Source organism: Hyphococcus sp. (genome assembly GCF_041986965.1).
Lineage (GTDB): Bacteria > Pseudomonadota > Alphaproteobacteria > Caulobacterales > Parvularculaceae > Hyphococcus.
The window spans coordinates 398,060-415,087 of record NZ_JBHIXB010000001.1; the positions used below are offsets into that span (position 1 = coordinate 398,060).

Genomic DNA, 17,028 nt, shown 5'->3' on the forward strand with positions numbered 1-17,028 from the left:
TCAGGTCAGCCTCAAGCGCGCGAAAGCGTGATCAAGCATTTCGGAAGGAACGGCCATCAGCCGCGCGTCATAGGTCCATAAAAGCGCGCAGACGATCTCATGTTCGGGATAGATTTCCTGCAAGAGCGCGCGATAGGCGGCGAGTTGCGCGACATAGGCCGGGTCAGCATCCTCGACCCGTTTTGGCGGCGGCCGGTTGGTTTTGTAGTCGACAACCAGAACGCGTGTATCAGAGACCGCAAGCCGGTCGATCTGGCCATTCAGCCGCGCATTGTCGGCGAGGCCTTTAGGACACCCGACAATCGACGTTTCCGCCATAGAGCCCGGCGCGAAGACTTCAGCAAATTGTGAATCCTGCAGAACGTGGAGAACTTCATCGCGCCAGCCTGCGCGTTCCTCCGCTGCTATTTCCGGCGCGAGCCGGGTGAGCAGCCGGTCAGCCGCGGCGGCGCGCTTTTCCGGCGTAACATCCGGCAAGAGCTCAAGCAGGCGGTGTAATGTCCGTCCACGGAAATATCTGTCTCCGCCAGCAACGGGAGAATAGGCGGCGCCTTCAACATCACCGCGCCACTCGCTTTCTTCCTCACCATCAAGCTTCGAGGGCGTCAGCCGCAAGGGCGCCGGCTCTTTCGGCGCCTCTTGTTTCAACCATGATGGCGCTTCAGCATCCGCCTTCGACCGGAGCGCATCATCTGTTTTTACGTCCGCGGTCTGCTGACAGGACAGCCGAAGCAACGGCGCCTCGCCGCCTTCCCAAAAAGGCGTCTCACCGGTTTCAACCCGTTCAAGCAGACGCGCAAAGCCGTCATGGGCCAGCGAATGCCAGGATTTAAGACCTGTCTCTTTGTCTTGCGGGTTCTTGCGGTTGCCTTGCTCTATGCCGCAAATGAAAAGCCGGTCGCGGGCGCGCGTCGCGGCGACGTAAAAGAGCCGGCGATATTCCTGATAGGCAAGCGCAGTTTTCTCCTCGCGCGCCTCAGCGCTCAAGGGCGCATCTTCCGCTTTCGACCAGGCGAGAAGCGCGGCGCCGTCCGGCAGGCCAGCGCCCGGTGGAGGATCGAGCAGCGGGCCGATATTTCTGGTGTTCGCTTCGCGATGCGCATCGAGAAGAAACACAATATCGGCTTCGAGCCCCTTGGCGCCATGCACCGTCATCACCCGGACGGACTGGTTCTCCCGCTCCATCTCGCGTTTGATGTCTCCACTAGCGCCGTCGAACCAGGCGACGAATTCGCGAAGACTGCGCGGATTGCCGTTTTCAAAATCAAGCGCCTGACGCAGCAATTCATCCATGGCGTCGGAAGACGCTTCGCCGAGCCGTTCAAAAAACCGTTTACGCCCTGACATGGCGCCGGTTTCCAAGACATGAGAGAAAAACGCATAAGGTCCTTGCGCGCGCGCAAGCCCTCTTGCCGTTACAATCTCTTCTACAGCCTGTTTCCATTTTTCTTTTTCGTCCGCTCGCGACCGCAAGGATCGCCAGAGCGTGACGCCTTTGCCGCGCCCATAAGCTAACGGAAAAAGATCGGCGTCATCATCAAAACCGAACAGCGGGCTTTTCAAAATCTCCGCAAGCGAAAGGTCATCGCCTTCCGTCAACACGAAACGCGCATAAGAGATCAAATCTTCAACCGCCGGATCGTCGGCCAGCTGCAAGCGGTCCGGCCCGGCGACCGGCACGCCCGCGGCGGAAAGGCGCTGAATAATCTCACGGAAAAGCGCGCCCCGGCTTTGCACCAAAATCATGATGTCGCCCGGGCGTATAGCGCGGCCGCGCGACTCAAGTGGCTCTTTCGTATCCAGCCAACCCTTGATCGTCGACGCCACGCGATCGCATAAAAGCCGCACCGGATGGCTCGCCTCCGGCGCGTCCACAGGCGCGTCCCAGGGATTGATTTCGGGCTTTTCCGGGCGCGGCGTTAAGGGCCAGATTTCAACAAGCCCCGCCGCGCCTTCGCGGCAGACGCCATGGGCGGGGATGGGAAATTCGCCGAGCCCTTCGGCCGCCTGGGGATCGTTGAACGCCGCATCGACAAAGGACAGCACCGGCTCCGTCGTGCGAAACGACATGGTAAGCGGAATGTTTTTGTATTCCGTGACTGCGCTGAGCTTCTCGCCGAGATCGAATTCCTTGGCCTTGAAAAGATCCACATCCGCGCCCTGAAAAGAATAGATCGACTGTTTCATATCGCCCACGGCGAAAAAACTGCGCAACGCCGCGCGCGCGCCAGCGCCGGAGAAATAATCCGCAAACAGATTTTCAACCACCGCCCACTGGCCGGGCGAGGTGTCCTGCGCCTCGTCAATCAGGATATGATCGATGCCGTAATCGAGCTTGTACATGATCCAGGCGGCCTCATGACGCTGAAACAACGCCTCAGCCCGCGCAATGAGATCGTTGAAATCGAGCATCGCCCGCGCCGATTTCGCCTCGGCATAGCGTTCGTTCAACGCCGAGGTCAGCCGCCAGAAAGCAAGCGTATCGTCATAAAGCGCATGCGCGCGAACCGCCTGTAATTCAGTGAAAACAAGCTCTTTCAACGTGTTCACATAGGGCCCGACCCAGGGGTCGTGCTTGTCGGTCGCTTTTGACGCGATCCTGTTCACGGTTTTCGACTGATCGGCGACCAGGAAGGTTTTGACGAGCGCATCCCAGCGCTCAGCGTCATCCGCCGCAGAAAAATAGGCCGACAGACGCAGCGCCGCCGCCTGCGGTTGCTTTCCTTCTGCGGCGAGACCGTCATGAGCGCGGCGCAACTCTTCCACGGAAATTTCGTTCAGGAATTTGCGCTTGACTGCATCCGCAGTTTCGTCCGGATTGATGGCCAGCGTCTTTGCGAGTTCTGTGGCGGCCGTACCGATGTCATCCACACCGCCCTTCGCCGCCGCGCCAATCAAAAGCTGGCGGAGATCGTTTTCATTGCGTTTCAGGGAAAGGCGGTCGAAGGCGGCGGCGAGCGCCGCATCTTCGCGCGCGTTCACCGCGACGGCGTCAAGCGCGCCATTCAGGAGCGCCGTCGCCGGCGCATCCTCAACGACGGTGAAGCCCGGCGGCGCGCCGGCTTCAATGGGAAAGCGGCGCAATACGCTTTCACAAAACGAGTGAATGGTCTGAATCTTCAAACCGCCCGGCGTTTCAAGCGCGCGCGCGAACAACCGCCGCGCCTGCGCCAGATCATCGGCCGATTTCGCAGCGGCGCCCGGTCCCTCGAGCTTCGCCAGCTCCTTCACAAGGTTTTCATCACTGGCGAGCGCCCAATCGCCGAGCACGGAGAAAAGCCGTTCGGCCATTTCCGCCGCCGCCGCCTTGGTGAAGGTTATGCAAAGGATTTTCTGCGGTGGCGCGCCGGCGAGAAGAAGCCGCGCCACGCGATTGGTCAAAACCCGCGTCTTCCCCGACCCCGCATTGGCCATGACAAAAACGGAGCGCGCCGGATCCGCCGCATGGCGTTGATTGTTGGTTGTCTGTTCAAGCGGGGTCATTCGCCGCCCCCTGCATCGCCGCCTTCACCGCCATCGGCGCCCCCATCAGCGCCTTGTGCATTTCGCTCCTTGCGGCGGGCGAGATGATCGTAATCGCCGAACTCGTTCATGAATTGCGGGCGCGGCTGCGAAAGATAAGGCTGATCCCCGTCAGCGAAATGACGCAGGATGTCTTCCAAGCCATCCCTTGCGTCGTCGATAAATTGTTTTGCATCACCGCCATCAGCGCCGGCGAATTTTTCGTTTTCCTTGCGCGAGATGACGCGCACATATTCAAACCCTGCAACCGGCGCCGCGCCAAACTCGGCAAAGCCGCCGATTTCAACGATCAATCCCGTCAGCGGCAATTGCGGGCTGAAACTGGTTTTGACCTGATCGAGGCTGGGCGGCGCCCCGGTTTTGTAATCGATGATAAACGCCGCGCCGTCGGCGAGTTTGTCGATACGGTCGGCCCGCGCCGTCAGCGTGAAACTTTCGCCGTCAAGATCGAGTGATGCGGCACCGTCGCCTTCGATCACAACAGGCTCGCCGATCAGGCGGCGCGCCCCGTCCCAATCGGCCAGAAACCGGAACGCCTCGCTTGCGCGCGCGCGCCAGAACCGGTCATGAGCGGCGCCAAGGCCATGATCGGCGGCGTGATGTTCATAGAGCTCAGCGAGCCGCCGCACTCTCTCGTCTTCGGACTTTAGCTGCGGTTCGGCGACATAGTCTTCCAGCACCTTGTGAAAGAGAATGCCAAGATAGCGTTGATCGAAAGCCTCCCCCAACGGGTCGAGCTTTCTAAGGCCAAGAATTTTCGACGCATAGATCGCGTAAGGATCGCGCAACAGCGTGCCGATCTGCGTTACGGAAAAAGATTTCGGGCGCGCCTCGACCGGCGGTTTGGGCCTGGGCGCCGCGGCGGCGGCAACAGCATGCGGCTTATCCAGCAGCACTGCGAGGGCCTCCGCCTCCGCGCTCTCCTCGACAAGCCCCAGAAGATCCGCCCCTTTCAAAATATTCTTGAGACGGACGATCCAGCGCGACGGCTTGGTCGGCTTTCCGGCCGAGCGTGCAGAACGCGTCAAGACAACGTCCGGCGCCGCAGCGAGCTGCGCAAAATCATGAGCGGCGAGACCGATGCGCCGCTCCGGCGATGGCAGGCCCAATTCCTTTCGCATGGGCCGCGACAGGAACGGGTCAATGGCCGCATCACGAGGCCAGACGCCCTCATTCAGACCCCCGAGAATAACGAGATCCGCCGATTGCAGGCGCGCTTCGAGGGGCCCCAAAATCGAAATCCGGGGATGGGCCGGCGCGCGCCGGCGCACCGCCCCGCCGGAAATGAGCCGCGCAAAAATATCGGCATACTCCGCCGCTTCATCATGAACGATGAGCGCCAGACCCGGCCGCAAAGTGTCGAGCAGCGCGGCGCCGGCGTCGCCGTCTTCCCCGCGCCAAAGCCGTTCCGCGCCCGGTTCCACATCGCTGGCGGCCAGCCGCTCGGCCGCCGCAAGATGCGCCTCAAACCGCTCTGCAAAGGGCGCGTCGCCGCCAGGCCAGACTGCGCACGCCGCCTCTAGTGACACGAAGAGTTGTTCGACGCTTTCACTTAACCCAATCGTCTTTTCAAGCTTGCGCCGGACGCCGCTTAACCCTTCGCGCGGCTTTAGTCCGCGCAACCCTCGATCCATCAGGCGTACGGCTTTGATGCAATCGCCGGCGCTGACGCCGCCCGAAAAAAGGCGATGATCCAGCATCGCCATCAGACGCACCGGGTCCGACGGGTCGACAAGCCAGCGCGCCACAAGACGGAGATAAATCCCGCAAGGCGTATTAGCGAATGGCGCGCCCGCAGAGTCATCGACCGTGACGCCCCAGCGGCGCATTTTCATGGAGACGCGCCGGGCAAGGTCGCGGTCCGGCGTCACCAGCATAGCCGTGCGGTCCGGCGTTTCGATCGCCTCCCGGAATTTCAGCGCAATCGCCGACGCCTCACGCTCTTCATCATTCGCTTCGATGAGCTTAAGGCCTTGAAGCGCGACGGCGACATCCTTGCTCGACGCTTTCGCCGCCTCGGCCCAGTCACGCCAATCGTCGGAAGCGTCGGCGGGGCGCAGCGCCACCGTAATGAGTGATGCGCGCCGGTTTTCCGTTACAGGATCATCCACAGGCCATGGCAGAACCTCGCCCCGGTCAATCTCCAGCGCCTCCAAAAGCGCCTTCAGCCCGCTTTGGGGATGGGGTTCATCCACCGCCCCCCACACATGCGCGCTCGCGGCGAGATCAAGCCCCGGCAGAACAACACATCCAAAAGGAAATGACGCCGTCAGCTTCATCATCCGCGCCACCGCCGGCGTCGAGCCCGTGGTGCCGGCGATAATCACCGGTTTTTGCGGCGGCGACGCAGCCCATCGCCTGGTCTGCAAGTCAATGAGGGCGATCCGTCGCGCCGCCGGATCCAGAAGGCGTTGTCCGGAAAGGTGGTCCGGCCACGCCTCGGTCACGATTTTCAAAAATTCAAGCGACTGCCCCCAATGCACAGCCAGATCGTCCGGCACGATTTTTTCAAGGCGTGCAGCCGGCACTTCTTCTGTATAAAGAGAATCGAGAAGACGACCGAGCTCGTCCGCGGCCGAGATGGCGCCCGCCCATCGGCGCTGGCCGTCAAACCAGGTCTTGTCCCGCTCGGCGATCCAGCGCGCCAGGACCAGCCGGCGTTCCGCCGACGCGACCGCCGGATCGAGCGCCAGTTCATCCTCCAGCCCGGCGCCATATTCCGGCTCATCCAGCGCGAATTCGTCTTCATCGATATCGCCCAGCGCCTTGATCTGCGGCGTCAGCGTCGCGGCGCCAGGCGCCGTTTCCAAAAACGCCTCTGCAAGCGCACGAGCGGCGCGGCGGGTCGGCAAATAGATCGTCGCGTCAGGAAGGTCGAACCCGGCCTCGCGCATCGATGCGGCGAGACCGCTCGCCAGATCGCTCAGGAAAGGACGGCCGGAGGCAATGGAAAAATAACGGGGTCCCGGCTTTTGAAAGACCGGCGCCATCAGCTGCGCCCGGGCAAGGCTGCATTGGACAGACGCGCCTCAGCATCTTCAAGACCTTGAGGATCGCCCACATGAAGCCAGTCGCCGCCGTAAACCGCGCCGAAAAGACGCCCCTGCGCCGCCGCCTTGTCCCAAAGGACACGAGTCGAAAAAGGTCCATCCGGCCCTTCATCAATGAGCGATGGGGCAATAATCTGAAGCCCGGTGAAAACATAAGGCGCCGTTTCGCCGGAACGCAGGGCGATTTGTCCGTTGTCTGATCGTTCGAAATCGCCGCGCCCGTCATAGCCGCTGGTTCGCTCAAGAGGCACGAGCAGCAACAGCGCATCCATTGTTGCATCATCCCAGCATTGAGAGAGCGCGGCGCAGGCCTCCTCGTCCTCGCCATCAATCATGATCGCATCGGTGTTGGTGCAGAACACAGGCGCATCGCCAAACTGTCCGCGCGCCTTTTTAAGACCGCCGCCGGTTTCGAGCAAAAGCCCGCGCTCATCGGAGATGACGATTTCAGGCGCCGAACGCGTCGCCACATGCGCCTCCACCTGGTCGGCGAGATAATGCACATTGACGACGGCGCGCGTGACGCCAGCAGCGGCGAAACGGTCAAGGGCGTAATCCATCAGCGCCTTGCCGGCGACAGGGATAAGCGGTTTCGGTTTGTCGTCGGTCAGGGGGCGCATGCGCGTGCCAAGCCCCGCGGCAAGAACCATGGCTGTATGCGGCCCGCTTTTTTTTGAGCTCATGACGCCAGCTCCGGCAGATGTTTGGCGAAAAAGCCCCGCAACGGCGCCGCTTCGTTCCGCGCCAGGTCTCGCCGGAAATGCCCCTCGACACGCGGCAGCAGATCGAGATAGCGCGGCTTGTTATCGCGCTTGGCAAGGCGCGCAAAAATGCCGAGAATTTTGGCGTTCCGCTGCAATGCGAGGACAGCGTAATCACGCCTGAACCCTTCGGCGTCAAATTGCGATCCGCCAAGGCTCATATAATAGGCGACCATCTTTTCAGCGAGCGCCGGATCAACATCGCGGCGTGCATCTTCGAGCAAGGAGACAAGATCATAAGCGGCGTGACCGAAGAGCGCGTCCTGAAAATCGATGACGCCGACTTTTTCAACGCCGCCCCGTTCCGGCAGCCATAAAAGATTTTCCGCATGATAATCGCGCAGCACATAAACATGCGGCGCCGATAGTCCGCCGAAAATCTCACGCCAGAGCGATAAATATTCCGCTGTCAGATCATCGCTTGCAGGCGCGCCTTTCTTCAGCGGCCAATACCATTCAATGAGCAACGCCGCCTCGGCTTCGAGCGCCAGCGCATCGTAATCGAGCATGGCGTAGGCGGCGCCCCTTGGCGGTTCGGCGCCGCTTTCGTGAAGACGCGCCAGTGCGTCAATCGCGGCGCGATAAAGCGTTTCTTCGTCAACCTTTCCGACGACGCGGGCAAACAGGTCGTCGCCGAGATCTTCAAGCAGCGCAAACCCGGCGGCGGCGTCAGCGGCGTAAACTTCCGGCGCGGAAAGTCCCGTGGCGCGCAACGCAGCCGACAGAGTTGTGAAGGCGTTGAGATTGGGCCCGGCGAGCCGGGCCATGGCGTTGTAACCGAGCGCGCGCCGCGACGCCTCATCTGCGTCCGGCGGGCAGGCCGGCGCCTCCTCTCCCGGCGGCGCCACCATCAGCACGGCTGGCTTTCCCTTCAGCCGCAGACGTTGATAGCTGCGCGTCGAAGCGTCGCCCGCCAGCGGCGCCGCCGCCGCGGCGCTCCAGCCGGCGTCTTCCAGAAATTTGAGCCGCGCTTCGTCCCGGTCTCTCACAATCGGTCACTCACAATTCGTCACTCGCATTTTTCATTATCACTTTAGGCGATTCCCGCGCCTTCAAGCCGCGCTTTCCAATCCCCGTCTCCTTCAAGCCGCGCCGACCGGGCCGCGCCCGCGACCTCGAGCCGCACAGTCAACGCCCCCACCGGCAACAGCTCCTCGATCCGCTCCGGCCATTCGATCAGCGCCGCCGCGCCGTCAAGCGCGTCTTCGAGGCCAAGCTCCCATACATCCTCCGGCGCCTCGAGCCGGTAAAGATCGAAATGCCATAAGGCGAAACGAGGCCCGTCATAGGTCTCGACAAGGGTAAAAGTGGGGCTGGGCGCCTCTTCAACCCCCGTGAGCGCGGCGATCAGCCCCCGTGCAAGGGTCGACTTGCCGGTCCCGAGATCGCCCTCAAGGCGGATAATGTCGCCGCGGCGCAGGAGCGGCGCAAGCGCCGCGCCGAGCGCCGTCGTGGCCGTTTCATCCGCCAATTCCATCTGCTTCAAGATCACGGAATCACCTTTCCGCTAGCGCAATCGGTCCAGAAAAAGCTTGCCCTCCCGCTCTGATCCCTTACATCCACGGCTTCGTTTTCCATTTCAGTCGCCAGCCGAGTCTCATGCCCAAGATCACTTACATCGAAAACAACGGAACCGAACATGTCGTCGACGCGGAAACAGGCGTGTCGGTGATGGAGGCGGCTGTCAAGAACATGGTGCCCGGCATTGACGCTGATTGCGGCGGGGCCTGCGCCTGCGCCACCTGCCATGTCTATGTGGACGAAGCCTGGGCGGAAAAGACCGGAAAGCCGGAGAGCATGGAAGAGTCCATGCTCGATTTCGCCTATGAACCGAAGTCCAATTCGCGCCTGTCCTGCCAGATCACAGTCAGCCCGGAGCTTGACGGTCTCGTTGTCCGGTTGCCGGAATTCCAGGGCTAAGCCTTTCTTCTGTTAACGCCTTTAATCTTGACGCCCGGCCTTTTGGCGGGCTTCAATGAACAAATGCAGAACGTTTTACCGATCCCCGCCCCGACCGACGCCGACCTGACTGACGCCGATCCCTGCCGGCCCGACCGCACGCTGGCCCTGACCCGCGGCGTCACGCGCCTGTTTCTTGATCTCGGCCTGGCGCCGCTTTGTGAATTTCGTCTCGCCAATGGCCGCCGCGCCGATGTGGCCGGCATTGACCGCAAGGGCCGGCTGATCATCGCAGAGGTAAAATCCTGCCGCGCCGATTTCGAGGTCGATCAAAAATGGCCGGACTATCGCGACTATTGCGACCAGTTCTATTTCGCCGTGGACACGGATTTTCCCCGCGAGCTTCTGCCCGATGATGAGGGCCTGATCATCGCCGATGAATATGGCGCCGCCATTGCGCGCGCGGCTGAAGACCGCCCGCTGAACGCCGCAAGACGCAAGGCCGTCACCTTGCGCTTCGCCCGCCAGGCGGCGGCGAGAAGCTTCGCCGCCGCGATTGATACGTAAAAAAACTTATGACGACGCTATTGCGGCGTCAGACGCAGAATCTTGCCTGACGCATTATCGCCGCGCATTTCCGTCGCCACATAAATTGCGCCGTCCGGACCAACACGAACATCGCGCACGCGCTCGCCGCGATCCAAAAGATAGCGCTCTTCACCGGCGGGGGTGTCGCCATCCATGATAATGCGGTGAAGCGCTGCGCCGGACAGGCCGCCCGCCAGAAGATCGCCGTCCCAGCCTTCGAACAGGTCGCCGCGATAGACGGCAAGCCCCGAAACGCCGATGGAGGGCGTCCAGTATTTCTCCGGCTGGGTCGTGCCTTCATATTCCGTAAACGGAGAAATCTTGGCGCCGTTATAATCGATGCCGTAAGTCGCCAGCGGCCAGCCATAATTATTGCCGCGCTCAATGATATTGATTTCATCGCCGCCCCGGGGGCCATGTTCGTTTTCCCACATGATCCCGCGCTCGGCGTCATAAGCGAGGCCTTGCGGGTTGCGATGACCCTTGGTGAAAAGCTCCGGCCGTTCGTCATCGCCGAATGTCGGATTGTCGTCAGGGATCGAACCGTCCTCATTCAGGCGAATGACAGAGCCGAAGCTTGACGTCATGTCCTGCGCCTTCTCCTTGTATTTAGAGCCCTCGCCGATGGTCACATAAAGTTTGCCGTCGCCGCCCCAGACCATGCGCGCGCCATAATGGTGGCCCGTGTCTTTCAACGGTTTGGCGTCATAAAGAACTTCAAGATCGGAAAGCGATGAACCATCGAAAACCGCACGCGCGATGCGCGTGGCGTTCTTTTTTTCCGTGCCGTTGGCGTAGCTCAGATAGACAACGCCATTATCCGCAAAGTCGGGATGAGGGAGAATCTCAAACAGGCCGCCCTGGTTGTAAACAAGAACTTCGGGCACGCCGGCGACGGGTTCCGCCACCAGCTCGCCGTCACGGATCACGCGGAGACGACCGTCACGCTCGGTGAAAAGAATGTCCCCTTCCGGCAGGAAGGCGATTGACCACGGATAAGCGAGCCCGTCGGCCAGAACCTCGACATTGAGCGCGACCTCGCCTTCCGGCGCCGGTTCGGCAAGCGTTTCCTGAAGGCTCGCATCGCCGCCGCCTTTAGGCGAGGACGCTTCGCCGCCGCCGGAACAAGCCGTCGCCAGAAGCGCTAACGGGGCTGCACAACAGGTCATCATGAAAAAACGGGTCGTCATCGCCATGGTCGGGCCCTTTCTTATGGGGTAAAACGTCACCTCCATGGGTAGGCGGCGGCAGCTATCGCCGTCAATATGAAGAACGAAGCAATTGCTGCCGCTGTTCACAGCGCTGCAGCAAGGGAGGGGACTTATGAACGCCGGAATGATCGCAAAAACACCTATCGCCTATCTGCTTTCGCTCGCCGCAACCTATGTGCTCTCGGTTGGCTTTTACACCCAGCAAGTCATCGCGAAAATGGCGGCGGTCGGCGCGGAATATTCAGGACAGCAGAAGATCGACACTTTTGTGGAGAATCTCACCGGCCTTGCCTATAGCGAAGCCGGGCCGTCTTTTTTGCTCATTCTCACCGTTACCTTGGCAATCGCCTACATTGTCGCCTTTGTCGTCAAACGGATCATAAAACCTCTTGCCAGCGTTGCTTATCCGATCGCCGGCGCCGCAGGCCTTGTCGCCGTACTCATGCTGGTTGAAAGTTCGGTCGCCGGCGGCGGCGCAGGCGTTTTCGGCGGCGCGCGCGATATAACAGGTCTTGCATTACAAGCGTTGGCCGGTTTTCTTGGCGGCGCTGTCTTCACTTTCGCGCGTCCGCGCTAATCACTTTCTGACGTTTAGGAGTCGCCTTCATGAAATCGGTTGTCCTGCGCAGCATCATCGCCTGCGCATTCTTTGTTTCCACCGCCGCCGCCCAGGAGGAAGGGCAGGAACAACAATCGGCTGACGCAATCGCGCAGGAAGAGACCGCGCCGCCTGATACGCTCGATCAGATCATGGAGGATCACTGGGCCTGGACGCTGTCGGAAAACCCGACCTTTGCGACAACCCTGGGCGTGCGCGATTATGACGACCGCCTTGGCGACCCTTCTTTAGAAGGCGAAGCGCGGCGCGAAGCCAGAACCGCGGAGTTTATTGAGCGGCTTGAAGCGCTGGACCCCGCGCAGCTATCGGCGGAAGACGCCGTCAATTACAAACTTTTGCTCCTCGATCTCAAAAATGACGTTGAGGGGGCGCAATTCGGCGGCAAATATTTCCTGATGACCAACCGTTACGGTCCTCAAAACGAGATTACCGATCTCGCCAGTCAATTGCCGTTCTTCACCCTCGCCGATTATGAAAGCTATGTAGCGCGCCTTGAGGCCGCGCCCGCTTTTCTGGAAGCGGCGACCGAAACCTTGCGCGCCGGCGCCGAAGCAGGCTGGACGCGCCCTTGCGCCGCCATGGAAGGCGTTGAAGAAACCATACGCTATCATGTCATCGACGACGCCAATGACAGCGTTTTGATGAAACCGTTCGAAAAACCGCTGGCGACGATTTCAAGACGCAACTGGCGCCAGTTGAAAGCCGATGCGGCCGACGCCATTGACGACAAGGTTATCCCGGCGCTTTCGGCTTTTGCGGATTTTTATGCGAGCGAATATGCGCCCGCCTGCAAGGAAGAAATCGGCGCCAGCGCGCTTCCCGACGGACTCGCCTATTACGCCCATCGCGCAAGCGTCTACACGACAACAGACAAGACGCCTGACGAAATCCACAAGATCGGTCTTTCCGAAGTGGCGCGCATCCGCAAAGAAATGGATAAAGTGATTGAATCCACCGGTTTTGAAGGCGACTTCAAGGCGTTTCAGGAGTTCTTGCGCACCGACCCGCAATTCTACGCCAAAACACCGAAGGAACTCATGGCGGCGAATGCGCTGGTCGCCAAGAAAGCCGACGGCGCGCTGACGCAGTTGTTCACCCGGCTGCCGCGCATGCCTTACACGCTGAAGCCCATTCCCGAAGAGATCGCCGAAGGAACGACCACGGCCTATTATGAACCGGCCGCGGGCGACGGCAGTCGTCCGGGCGTTTATCGCGTCAACACTTCAAAACTCGACACCCGGCCGCTTTACGAAATCGAGGCGCTGACGCTGCACGAAGCCGTGCCTGGCCATCACTTCCAGATCGCGCTGGCGCAGGAAACGGAGATTCCCGATTTCCGCAGATACAGCTTCATAACCGCCTTTGTGGAAGGCTGGGGCCTTTACGCCGAAAGCCTCGGGCGCGACGCAGGCTTCTATGAAGATCCCTATTCCGATTTCGGACGCCTGTCCTATGAGATGTGGCGCGCCTGCCGGCTCGTTGTCGATACCGGCATTCACACCAAAGGCTGGTCCAAGCAGCAGGCGATCGACTATATGGCCGACAACACCGCTCTTTCGCTCCACAACATCGAAGCGGAGGTAAACCGCTACATCACCAATCCGGGCCAGGCGCTCGCCTATAAGATGGGTGAGTTGAAAATGCAGGAATTGCGCAAGCGCGCCTCGGATGCGCTCGGCCGCGAGTTCGATCTGCGCAAATTCAACGACGCGCTGCTCGCCAGCGGGGCCGTTCCCCTGTCAGTGCTGGAAGACAATATCGACGCCTGGATCGCTGAACAGCAGAACTAAAACGCCCGAGGGGGAGACGCGCTTTATTGCGCGTCCTCCTCGTTTGTTGCGTCTGGTTCAACAGAGAGCGTTTGCGTGGCGTCCGGATCGTCGGTCACGACATCGAGAATATAAACTGAGCCCGTGCGGCGGCTGAGCCGCGCTTGCGATTTGCGTGCAAGCTGTGCGGCCTCGGATGAAAGTCCGCCGCGCATGGCCTCGCTTGAGAGGTTAGACCATGCCGGGCCAAGATCGTTGCCCGCAGCCATCGCGGACGGGTTGTCGCTCGACGGCGAGCGAATGGTCTCGCCGCTCTCAACATCCGCCGTATTGCGCGCATAACGCGTTGTCCTTGGATTTTCAGGACTGAGCGCGAGAATTTCCGCCGTTTTCCAATCAGCGTAGCGCGAAAGATGCGCGTAAAGATCGCTTGGCCAGCTTTTGAAATAATAGGGTCTCGCATCCACATAAACTTGTGAAACGCGCATCTCGTCCCTGATGCGATCGACGCCGCGCATGGAGTTTACAAACTCTCTTGCATTGAGTTGCAACTGCGCATTGACCGTGCCGCCTTCAAACGCCTCCGGCAAAATGCCCGGCCCGCCAATCGCGCCGTCCCACAAGCCATAGATCACGCTGGGGCTGCGCCAATAGCGGTAGACAATGTTGTAGCGAATGTCGTTGAGGCTGAGCTTCACACCATGCACCTCGACAAGTTTTGCATCGTAAAGGCGCGCTTTTTGATCGCGAATGCGAATCCGCTCGGGGCGCGAGATGGGATGCGCCTTGGCGATCTCGTGAATGACGACAGCGTTGTAAAGATTAAGCCAGAAAGCGAGCTGTTCATTTCGGCTGAAGGCGCCGTAGTCGACGCGGTTCATTGTGTCCTGAAGGCCCTGCCGGTAAAGCCCGATATAATCTTCCACCTCATCATTGAAGTTGTGGAACATGACCCGGTTGCCCTCAAACCGGTAACGGGAGTTGCTGGTCGTCGAAAGGCGCGTGCCGCTGACCCGGAATTGATTGTTCGAACGCCGGCCGGGCGTCCGGTCCGACCGGCCCGTTACATAAACCGCCCGTTCCAGAAACTCCGTCCACGGCTTGTGATCGATGCTGTATTGCGGCTCGCTGGCATAGGGCGCAAAAACCGCGAAGGGATCATCCTGCGCGCGCGCAGAGAGTGAGCCGAGAGCGAAGATTGCAAGCAGAAGAGGCAAAATACGGGTCATCATCATGTCACCCATTTATTATCGCTGAAAAAGCCTGTAGCAGCTTGGCGCAAATAGCAAACCCGAGCCGCCCGAAGGCGAGAAATAGCAATTTTTACATTCCCGTATATGATGTGACGATGCAGGACGATCTCGCCGCCATGATCCGCAACACCGCCGCGCGCGTACGCGCGCGCGATTTTACCTGGGCCGCCGGCATCAGCGCCGGCGTGTGCGCCGGGCTGTTGATTTCGGGCCTCGCCGACTGGCGCATCATCCTGATTGTCTGGGGCGCGTTTATGGCAGCGCTCGCCGTGCGGTACCGGTTTTCATCGGGCCGCGTCTGGGCGGCGCCGGTGCAACGCATCGTCGACACGCAGATGGAGGCGCAGCAGGCGGAGCTTGCGCGCCTGCGGATCGTGCAAGGGGTGGCGCGCGCGCTGCCCGAACCGATTTTCGTCCTTGATGCGGACGGTATTGTCGAGCACGCCAACCCGGCGGCGCTGGAGCTTGTCGGCATGAAAGAAGCTGCAGGGCGCCATTTCGCCTCCGTTCTGCGCGCGCCAGACGTCTTTGAGGCTGCCGAAGCGGTGCTTTCCACACATGAATCTCAAAGCGTTGAATTCACCACCATTGGCGGAGTTGAACGCACCTGCCGCGCGTCCATCACCCCCATCGACACAGGCTCGCCCGATATTCAGGCGCGCCCGCGCGCCCTGGTCTTTATTCGCGATCTCACCAGCGAGCGCCGCGTGGAGCAGATGCGCGCCGACTTCATCGCCAGCGCCAGTCACGAACTGAGAACGCCGCTCGCTTCTGTGCTTGGCTTCATCGAAACCCTGCGCGGCCACGCCAAAGACGACCCGGAAGCGCAGGAAAAATTCCTGTCGACCATGCAGGCGCAGGCCGAACGCATGCAGCGCCTCGTCGCCGATCTGATGTCGCTGTCGCGCATTGAACTCAACGAACATGTGCCGCCGCGAGACCGCGTAGACCTGGCCGATATCGCCAATGACGTCATCGACAGTCTCGCGCCATTGCTCGAATCCGGCGGCGCCATTGTCGACTTTATCAAGGACGATGATCAGTCTACGGATGTTCGCGCCGAGCATGACGAGATTTTTCAGGCGATCCAGAATCTCATCGACAATGCTGTGAAATATGGCGGCGATCCCGCGATGGTGAAGCTACGCGTCGGCCGCGGCGCAGCCCCGACGCCTTTCACCGACGGCCCGCCCGCCCATCGCGCCGGCGACAGCGCCGAACAAGTGGCGGCGCGTCTTGGCGTCGGCGTCGACGAGCTTGTCTATGTTCAGGTCCGCGATTTCGGCCCCGGCATCGAACGCGCGGACCTGCCGCGCCTCACCGAACGGTTTTACCGGGTCAATATTGAACGCAGCCGCAAAAGCGGCGGCACAGGGCTTGGTCTCGCCATCGTCAAGCACATTATGAACCGCCACAAAGGGGGCTTTCAGATCGAAAGCCGGTTGGCGGGCGGCGCCGTCTTTACCTGCTATTTCCAGCACGCCGGCTGAGGCTCACCAAAAATTCCGGGCGCGCGGCGCAAAAAATGCGCCTTTCTTTTGCGCCTGACAAGAATTTGTCATAAATAATGGGCATGTAAGCCCTCCTCCAGACCTTCGGAAAAATTAGACGCCCTATGGCCGCTCTCGCACCGCAATCCTCCTATCAGGCTCGTCTCGATCTTGAGACGTCGCTGTCGCGCATGGCCGCCCAGGTGGAGAGCCAGCTGGCCGGCGCGGTTTCCGCTTTTGAGCGCCGCGATCTTGAATCCGCACGGAAGATTATCGAGGGCGATGAACGCATCGACGCCATGGATCACGCCATTGAAGCAAAGGTCATGGATCTCCTCCTCCGGGGGCCTTTGCCCGAAGAGACCTTGCGCGAGGTGATGACCGTCTCGAAACTCGCAGGCGAGCTGGAGCGCGTGGGCGATCTCGCCAAGAATGTCGCCAAGCGCACCATGGTGGTCAGCCTTGAATCGCCGGCCCGGCCGACCTCAGGCGTCGCCCGCATGGGCAGGGCGAGCCTTCGTCAGCTTTCAGACATTCTCAACGCCTATTCGAGCCGCAATCTGACAGCAGCGAAAGCCGTCTGGGGCGGCGATGACGAACTCGACGAGCTCTATAATTCCGTATTCGAGGAAATTCTCGTCGCCATGATGCGCGAGCCCAGCCTGGTGAACGCCTGCACCCATCTTGTCTTCACGGCCAAGAATTTCGAACGCGTCGGAGACCACGCCACCAACATCGCCGAAGCCCTGCATTTCCTTATTACGGGCTCGCGCATGATGGAGAGCCGGCCCAAAGGCGACAAAACCTCGACAACCGTGGTTGCGCCCCCTAAGCAGTCCGGAACGGCCGCCAGCTAATGGGACGCG

Annotated in this window: 13 protein-coding genes; 6 read left to right on the forward strand and 7 right to left on the reverse strand. The window is 60.6% G+C overall.

The genetic code is table 11. The features are described 5' to 3' along the window. The 5 genes from addA to tsaE are packed head-to-tail and all read right to left on the reverse strand — an operon-like array spanning position 1 to position 8,825. Positions 1-3,483 carry a double-strand break repair helicase AddA gene (gene addA, locus ACFC5L_RS01910; RefSeq protein WP_375201976.1) on the reverse strand — a complete coding sequence of 1,161 codons (3,483 nt, stop codon included), beginning with the start codon at positions 3,481-3,483 and terminating at the stop codon, positions 1-3. Beyond that, complete coding sequence (gene addB / locus ACFC5L_RS01915) at positions 3,480-6,512, reverse strand: double-strand break repair protein AddB (protein ID WP_375201975.1); 3,033 nt, start codon at positions 6,510-6,512, stop codon at positions 3,480-3,482. The genes addA and addB overlap by 4 nt, the downstream gene beginning before the upstream one ends. After that, complete coding sequence (locus ACFC5L_RS01920) at positions 6,512-7,255, reverse strand: nucleotidyltransferase family protein (protein ID WP_375201974.1); 744 nt, start codon at positions 7,253-7,255, stop codon at positions 6,512-6,514. The genes addB and ACFC5L_RS01920 overlap by 1 nt, the downstream gene beginning before the upstream one ends. Further along, positions 7,252-8,322: an aminoglycoside phosphotransferase family protein gene (locus ACFC5L_RS01925; RefSeq protein ID WP_375201973.1), complete on the reverse strand. Its 1,071-nt coding sequence runs from the start codon at positions 8,320-8,322 to the stop codon at positions 7,252-7,254. Before ACFC5L_RS01925 ends, ACFC5L_RS01920 begins: the two co-directional genes overlap by 4 nt. 44 nt (positions 8,323-8,366) lie before the next feature. Next, positions 8,367-8,825 carry a tRNA (adenosine(37)-N6)-threonylcarbamoyltransferase complex ATPase subunit type 1 TsaE gene (gene tsaE, locus ACFC5L_RS01930; RefSeq protein ID WP_375201972.1) on the reverse strand — a complete coding sequence of 153 codons (459 nt, stop codon included), beginning with the start codon at positions 8,823-8,825 and terminating at the stop codon, positions 8,367-8,369. A gap of 107 nt (positions 8,826-8,932) precedes the next feature. On the opposite strand from tsaE, the gene ACFC5L_RS01935 reads away from it, so the two are divergent. Both ACFC5L_RS01935 and ACFC5L_RS01940 read left to right on the forward strand, forming a co-directional pair. Then, a complete protein-coding gene (locus ACFC5L_RS01935) occupies positions 8,933-9,253 on the forward strand; it encodes a 2Fe-2S iron-sulfur cluster-binding protein (RefSeq protein WP_375201971.1) in 321 nt (106 codons plus the stop codon). Between the two features lie 63 nt (positions 9,254-9,316). Then, on the forward strand, positions 9,317-9,799 hold the full coding sequence (locus tag ACFC5L_RS01940) for an MmcB family DNA repair protein (protein WP_375201970.1): 483 nt from the start codon (positions 9,317-9,319) through the stop codon (positions 9,797-9,799). A 17-nt stretch (positions 9,800-9,816) separates the two neighbouring features. Here the strand turns inward: ACFC5L_RS01940 and ACFC5L_RS01945 are convergent, their stop codons facing one another. Beyond that, entirely contained in the window at positions 9,817-11,016 is a 1,200-nt protein-coding gene (locus ACFC5L_RS01945; protein WP_375201969.1) for a PQQ-dependent sugar dehydrogenase, read from the reverse strand. 127 nt (positions 11,017-11,143) lie between these two features. On the opposite strand from ACFC5L_RS01945, the gene ACFC5L_RS01950 reads away from it, so the two are divergent. Next, entirely contained in the window at positions 11,144-11,608 is a 465-nt protein-coding gene (locus tag ACFC5L_RS01950; protein ID WP_375201968.1) for a hypothetical protein, read from the forward strand. Positions 11,609-11,637: 29 nt separating this feature from the next. Continuing rightward, complete coding sequence (locus ACFC5L_RS01955) at positions 11,638-13,440, forward strand: DUF885 domain-containing protein (protein WP_375201967.1); 1,803 nt, start codon at positions 11,638-11,640, stop codon at positions 13,438-13,440. A gap of 23 nt (positions 13,441-13,463) precedes the next feature. Here the strand turns inward: ACFC5L_RS01955 and ACFC5L_RS01960 are convergent, their stop codons facing one another. After that, the gene (locus ACFC5L_RS01960) at positions 13,464-14,663 is read right to left on the reverse strand and encodes a DUF547 domain-containing protein (RefSeq protein ID WP_375201966.1); all 1,200 of its coding nucleotides are present in this window, start codon (positions 14,661-14,663) and stop codon (positions 13,464-13,466) included. Positions 14,664-14,692: 29 nt separating this feature from the next. Here ACFC5L_RS01960 and ACFC5L_RS01965 point away from each other — a divergent pair, with 29 nt between their 5' ends. Both ACFC5L_RS01965 and phoU read left to right on the forward strand, forming a co-directional pair. After that, positions 14,693-16,162, forward strand: coding sequence for an ATP-binding protein (locus ACFC5L_RS01965; RefSeq protein ID WP_375201965.1), 1,470 nt, complete (start codon positions 14,693-14,695; stop codon positions 16,160-16,162). Between the two features lie 125 nt (positions 16,163-16,287). Beyond that, on the forward strand, positions 16,288-17,019 hold the full coding sequence (gene phoU, locus ACFC5L_RS01970; RefSeq protein WP_375201964.1) for a phosphate signaling complex protein PhoU: 732 nt from the start codon (positions 16,288-16,290) through the stop codon (positions 17,017-17,019). Positions 17,020-17,028 lie beyond the last annotated feature (9 nt).

Excerpts from the sequence above, each read along its gene's own strand:
- addA (WP_375201976.1), bottom strand. The coding sequence starts at position 3,483 with ATGACCCCGCTTGAACAGACAACCAACAATCAACGCCATGCGGCGGAT.
- addB (WP_375201975.1), bottom strand. The coding sequence starts at position 6,512 with ATGGCGCCGGTCTTTCAAAAGCCGGGACCCCGTTATTTTTCCATTGCC.
- ACFC5L_RS01920 (WP_375201974.1), bottom strand. The coding sequence starts at position 7,255 with ATGAGCTCAAAAAAAAGCGGGCCGCATACAGCCATGGTTCTTGCCGCG.
- ACFC5L_RS01935 (WP_375201971.1), top strand. The coding sequence starts at position 8,933 with ATGCCCAAGATCACTTACATCGAAAACAACGGAACCGAACATGTCGTC.
- ACFC5L_RS01940 (WP_375201970.1), top strand. The coding sequence starts at position 9,317 with ATGCAGAACGTTTTACCGATCCCCGCCCCGACCGACGCCGACCTGACT.
- ACFC5L_RS01945 (WP_375201969.1), bottom strand. The coding sequence starts at position 11,016 with ATGGCGATGACGACCCGTTTTTTCATGATGACCTGTTGTGCAGCCCCG.
- ACFC5L_RS01950 (WP_375201968.1), top strand. The coding sequence starts at position 11,144 with ATGAACGCCGGAATGATCGCAAAAACACCTATCGCCTATCTGCTTTCG.
- ACFC5L_RS01955 (WP_375201967.1), top strand. The coding sequence starts at position 11,638 with ATGAAATCGGTTGTCCTGCGCAGCATCATCGCCTGCGCATTCTTTGTT.
- ACFC5L_RS01960 (WP_375201966.1), bottom strand. The coding sequence starts at position 14,663 with ATGGGTGACATGATGATGACCCGTATTTTGCCTCTTCTGCTTGCAATC.
- phoU (WP_375201964.1), top strand. The coding sequence starts at position 16,288 with ATGGCCGCTCTCGCACCGCAATCCTCCTATCAGGCTCGTCTCGATCTT.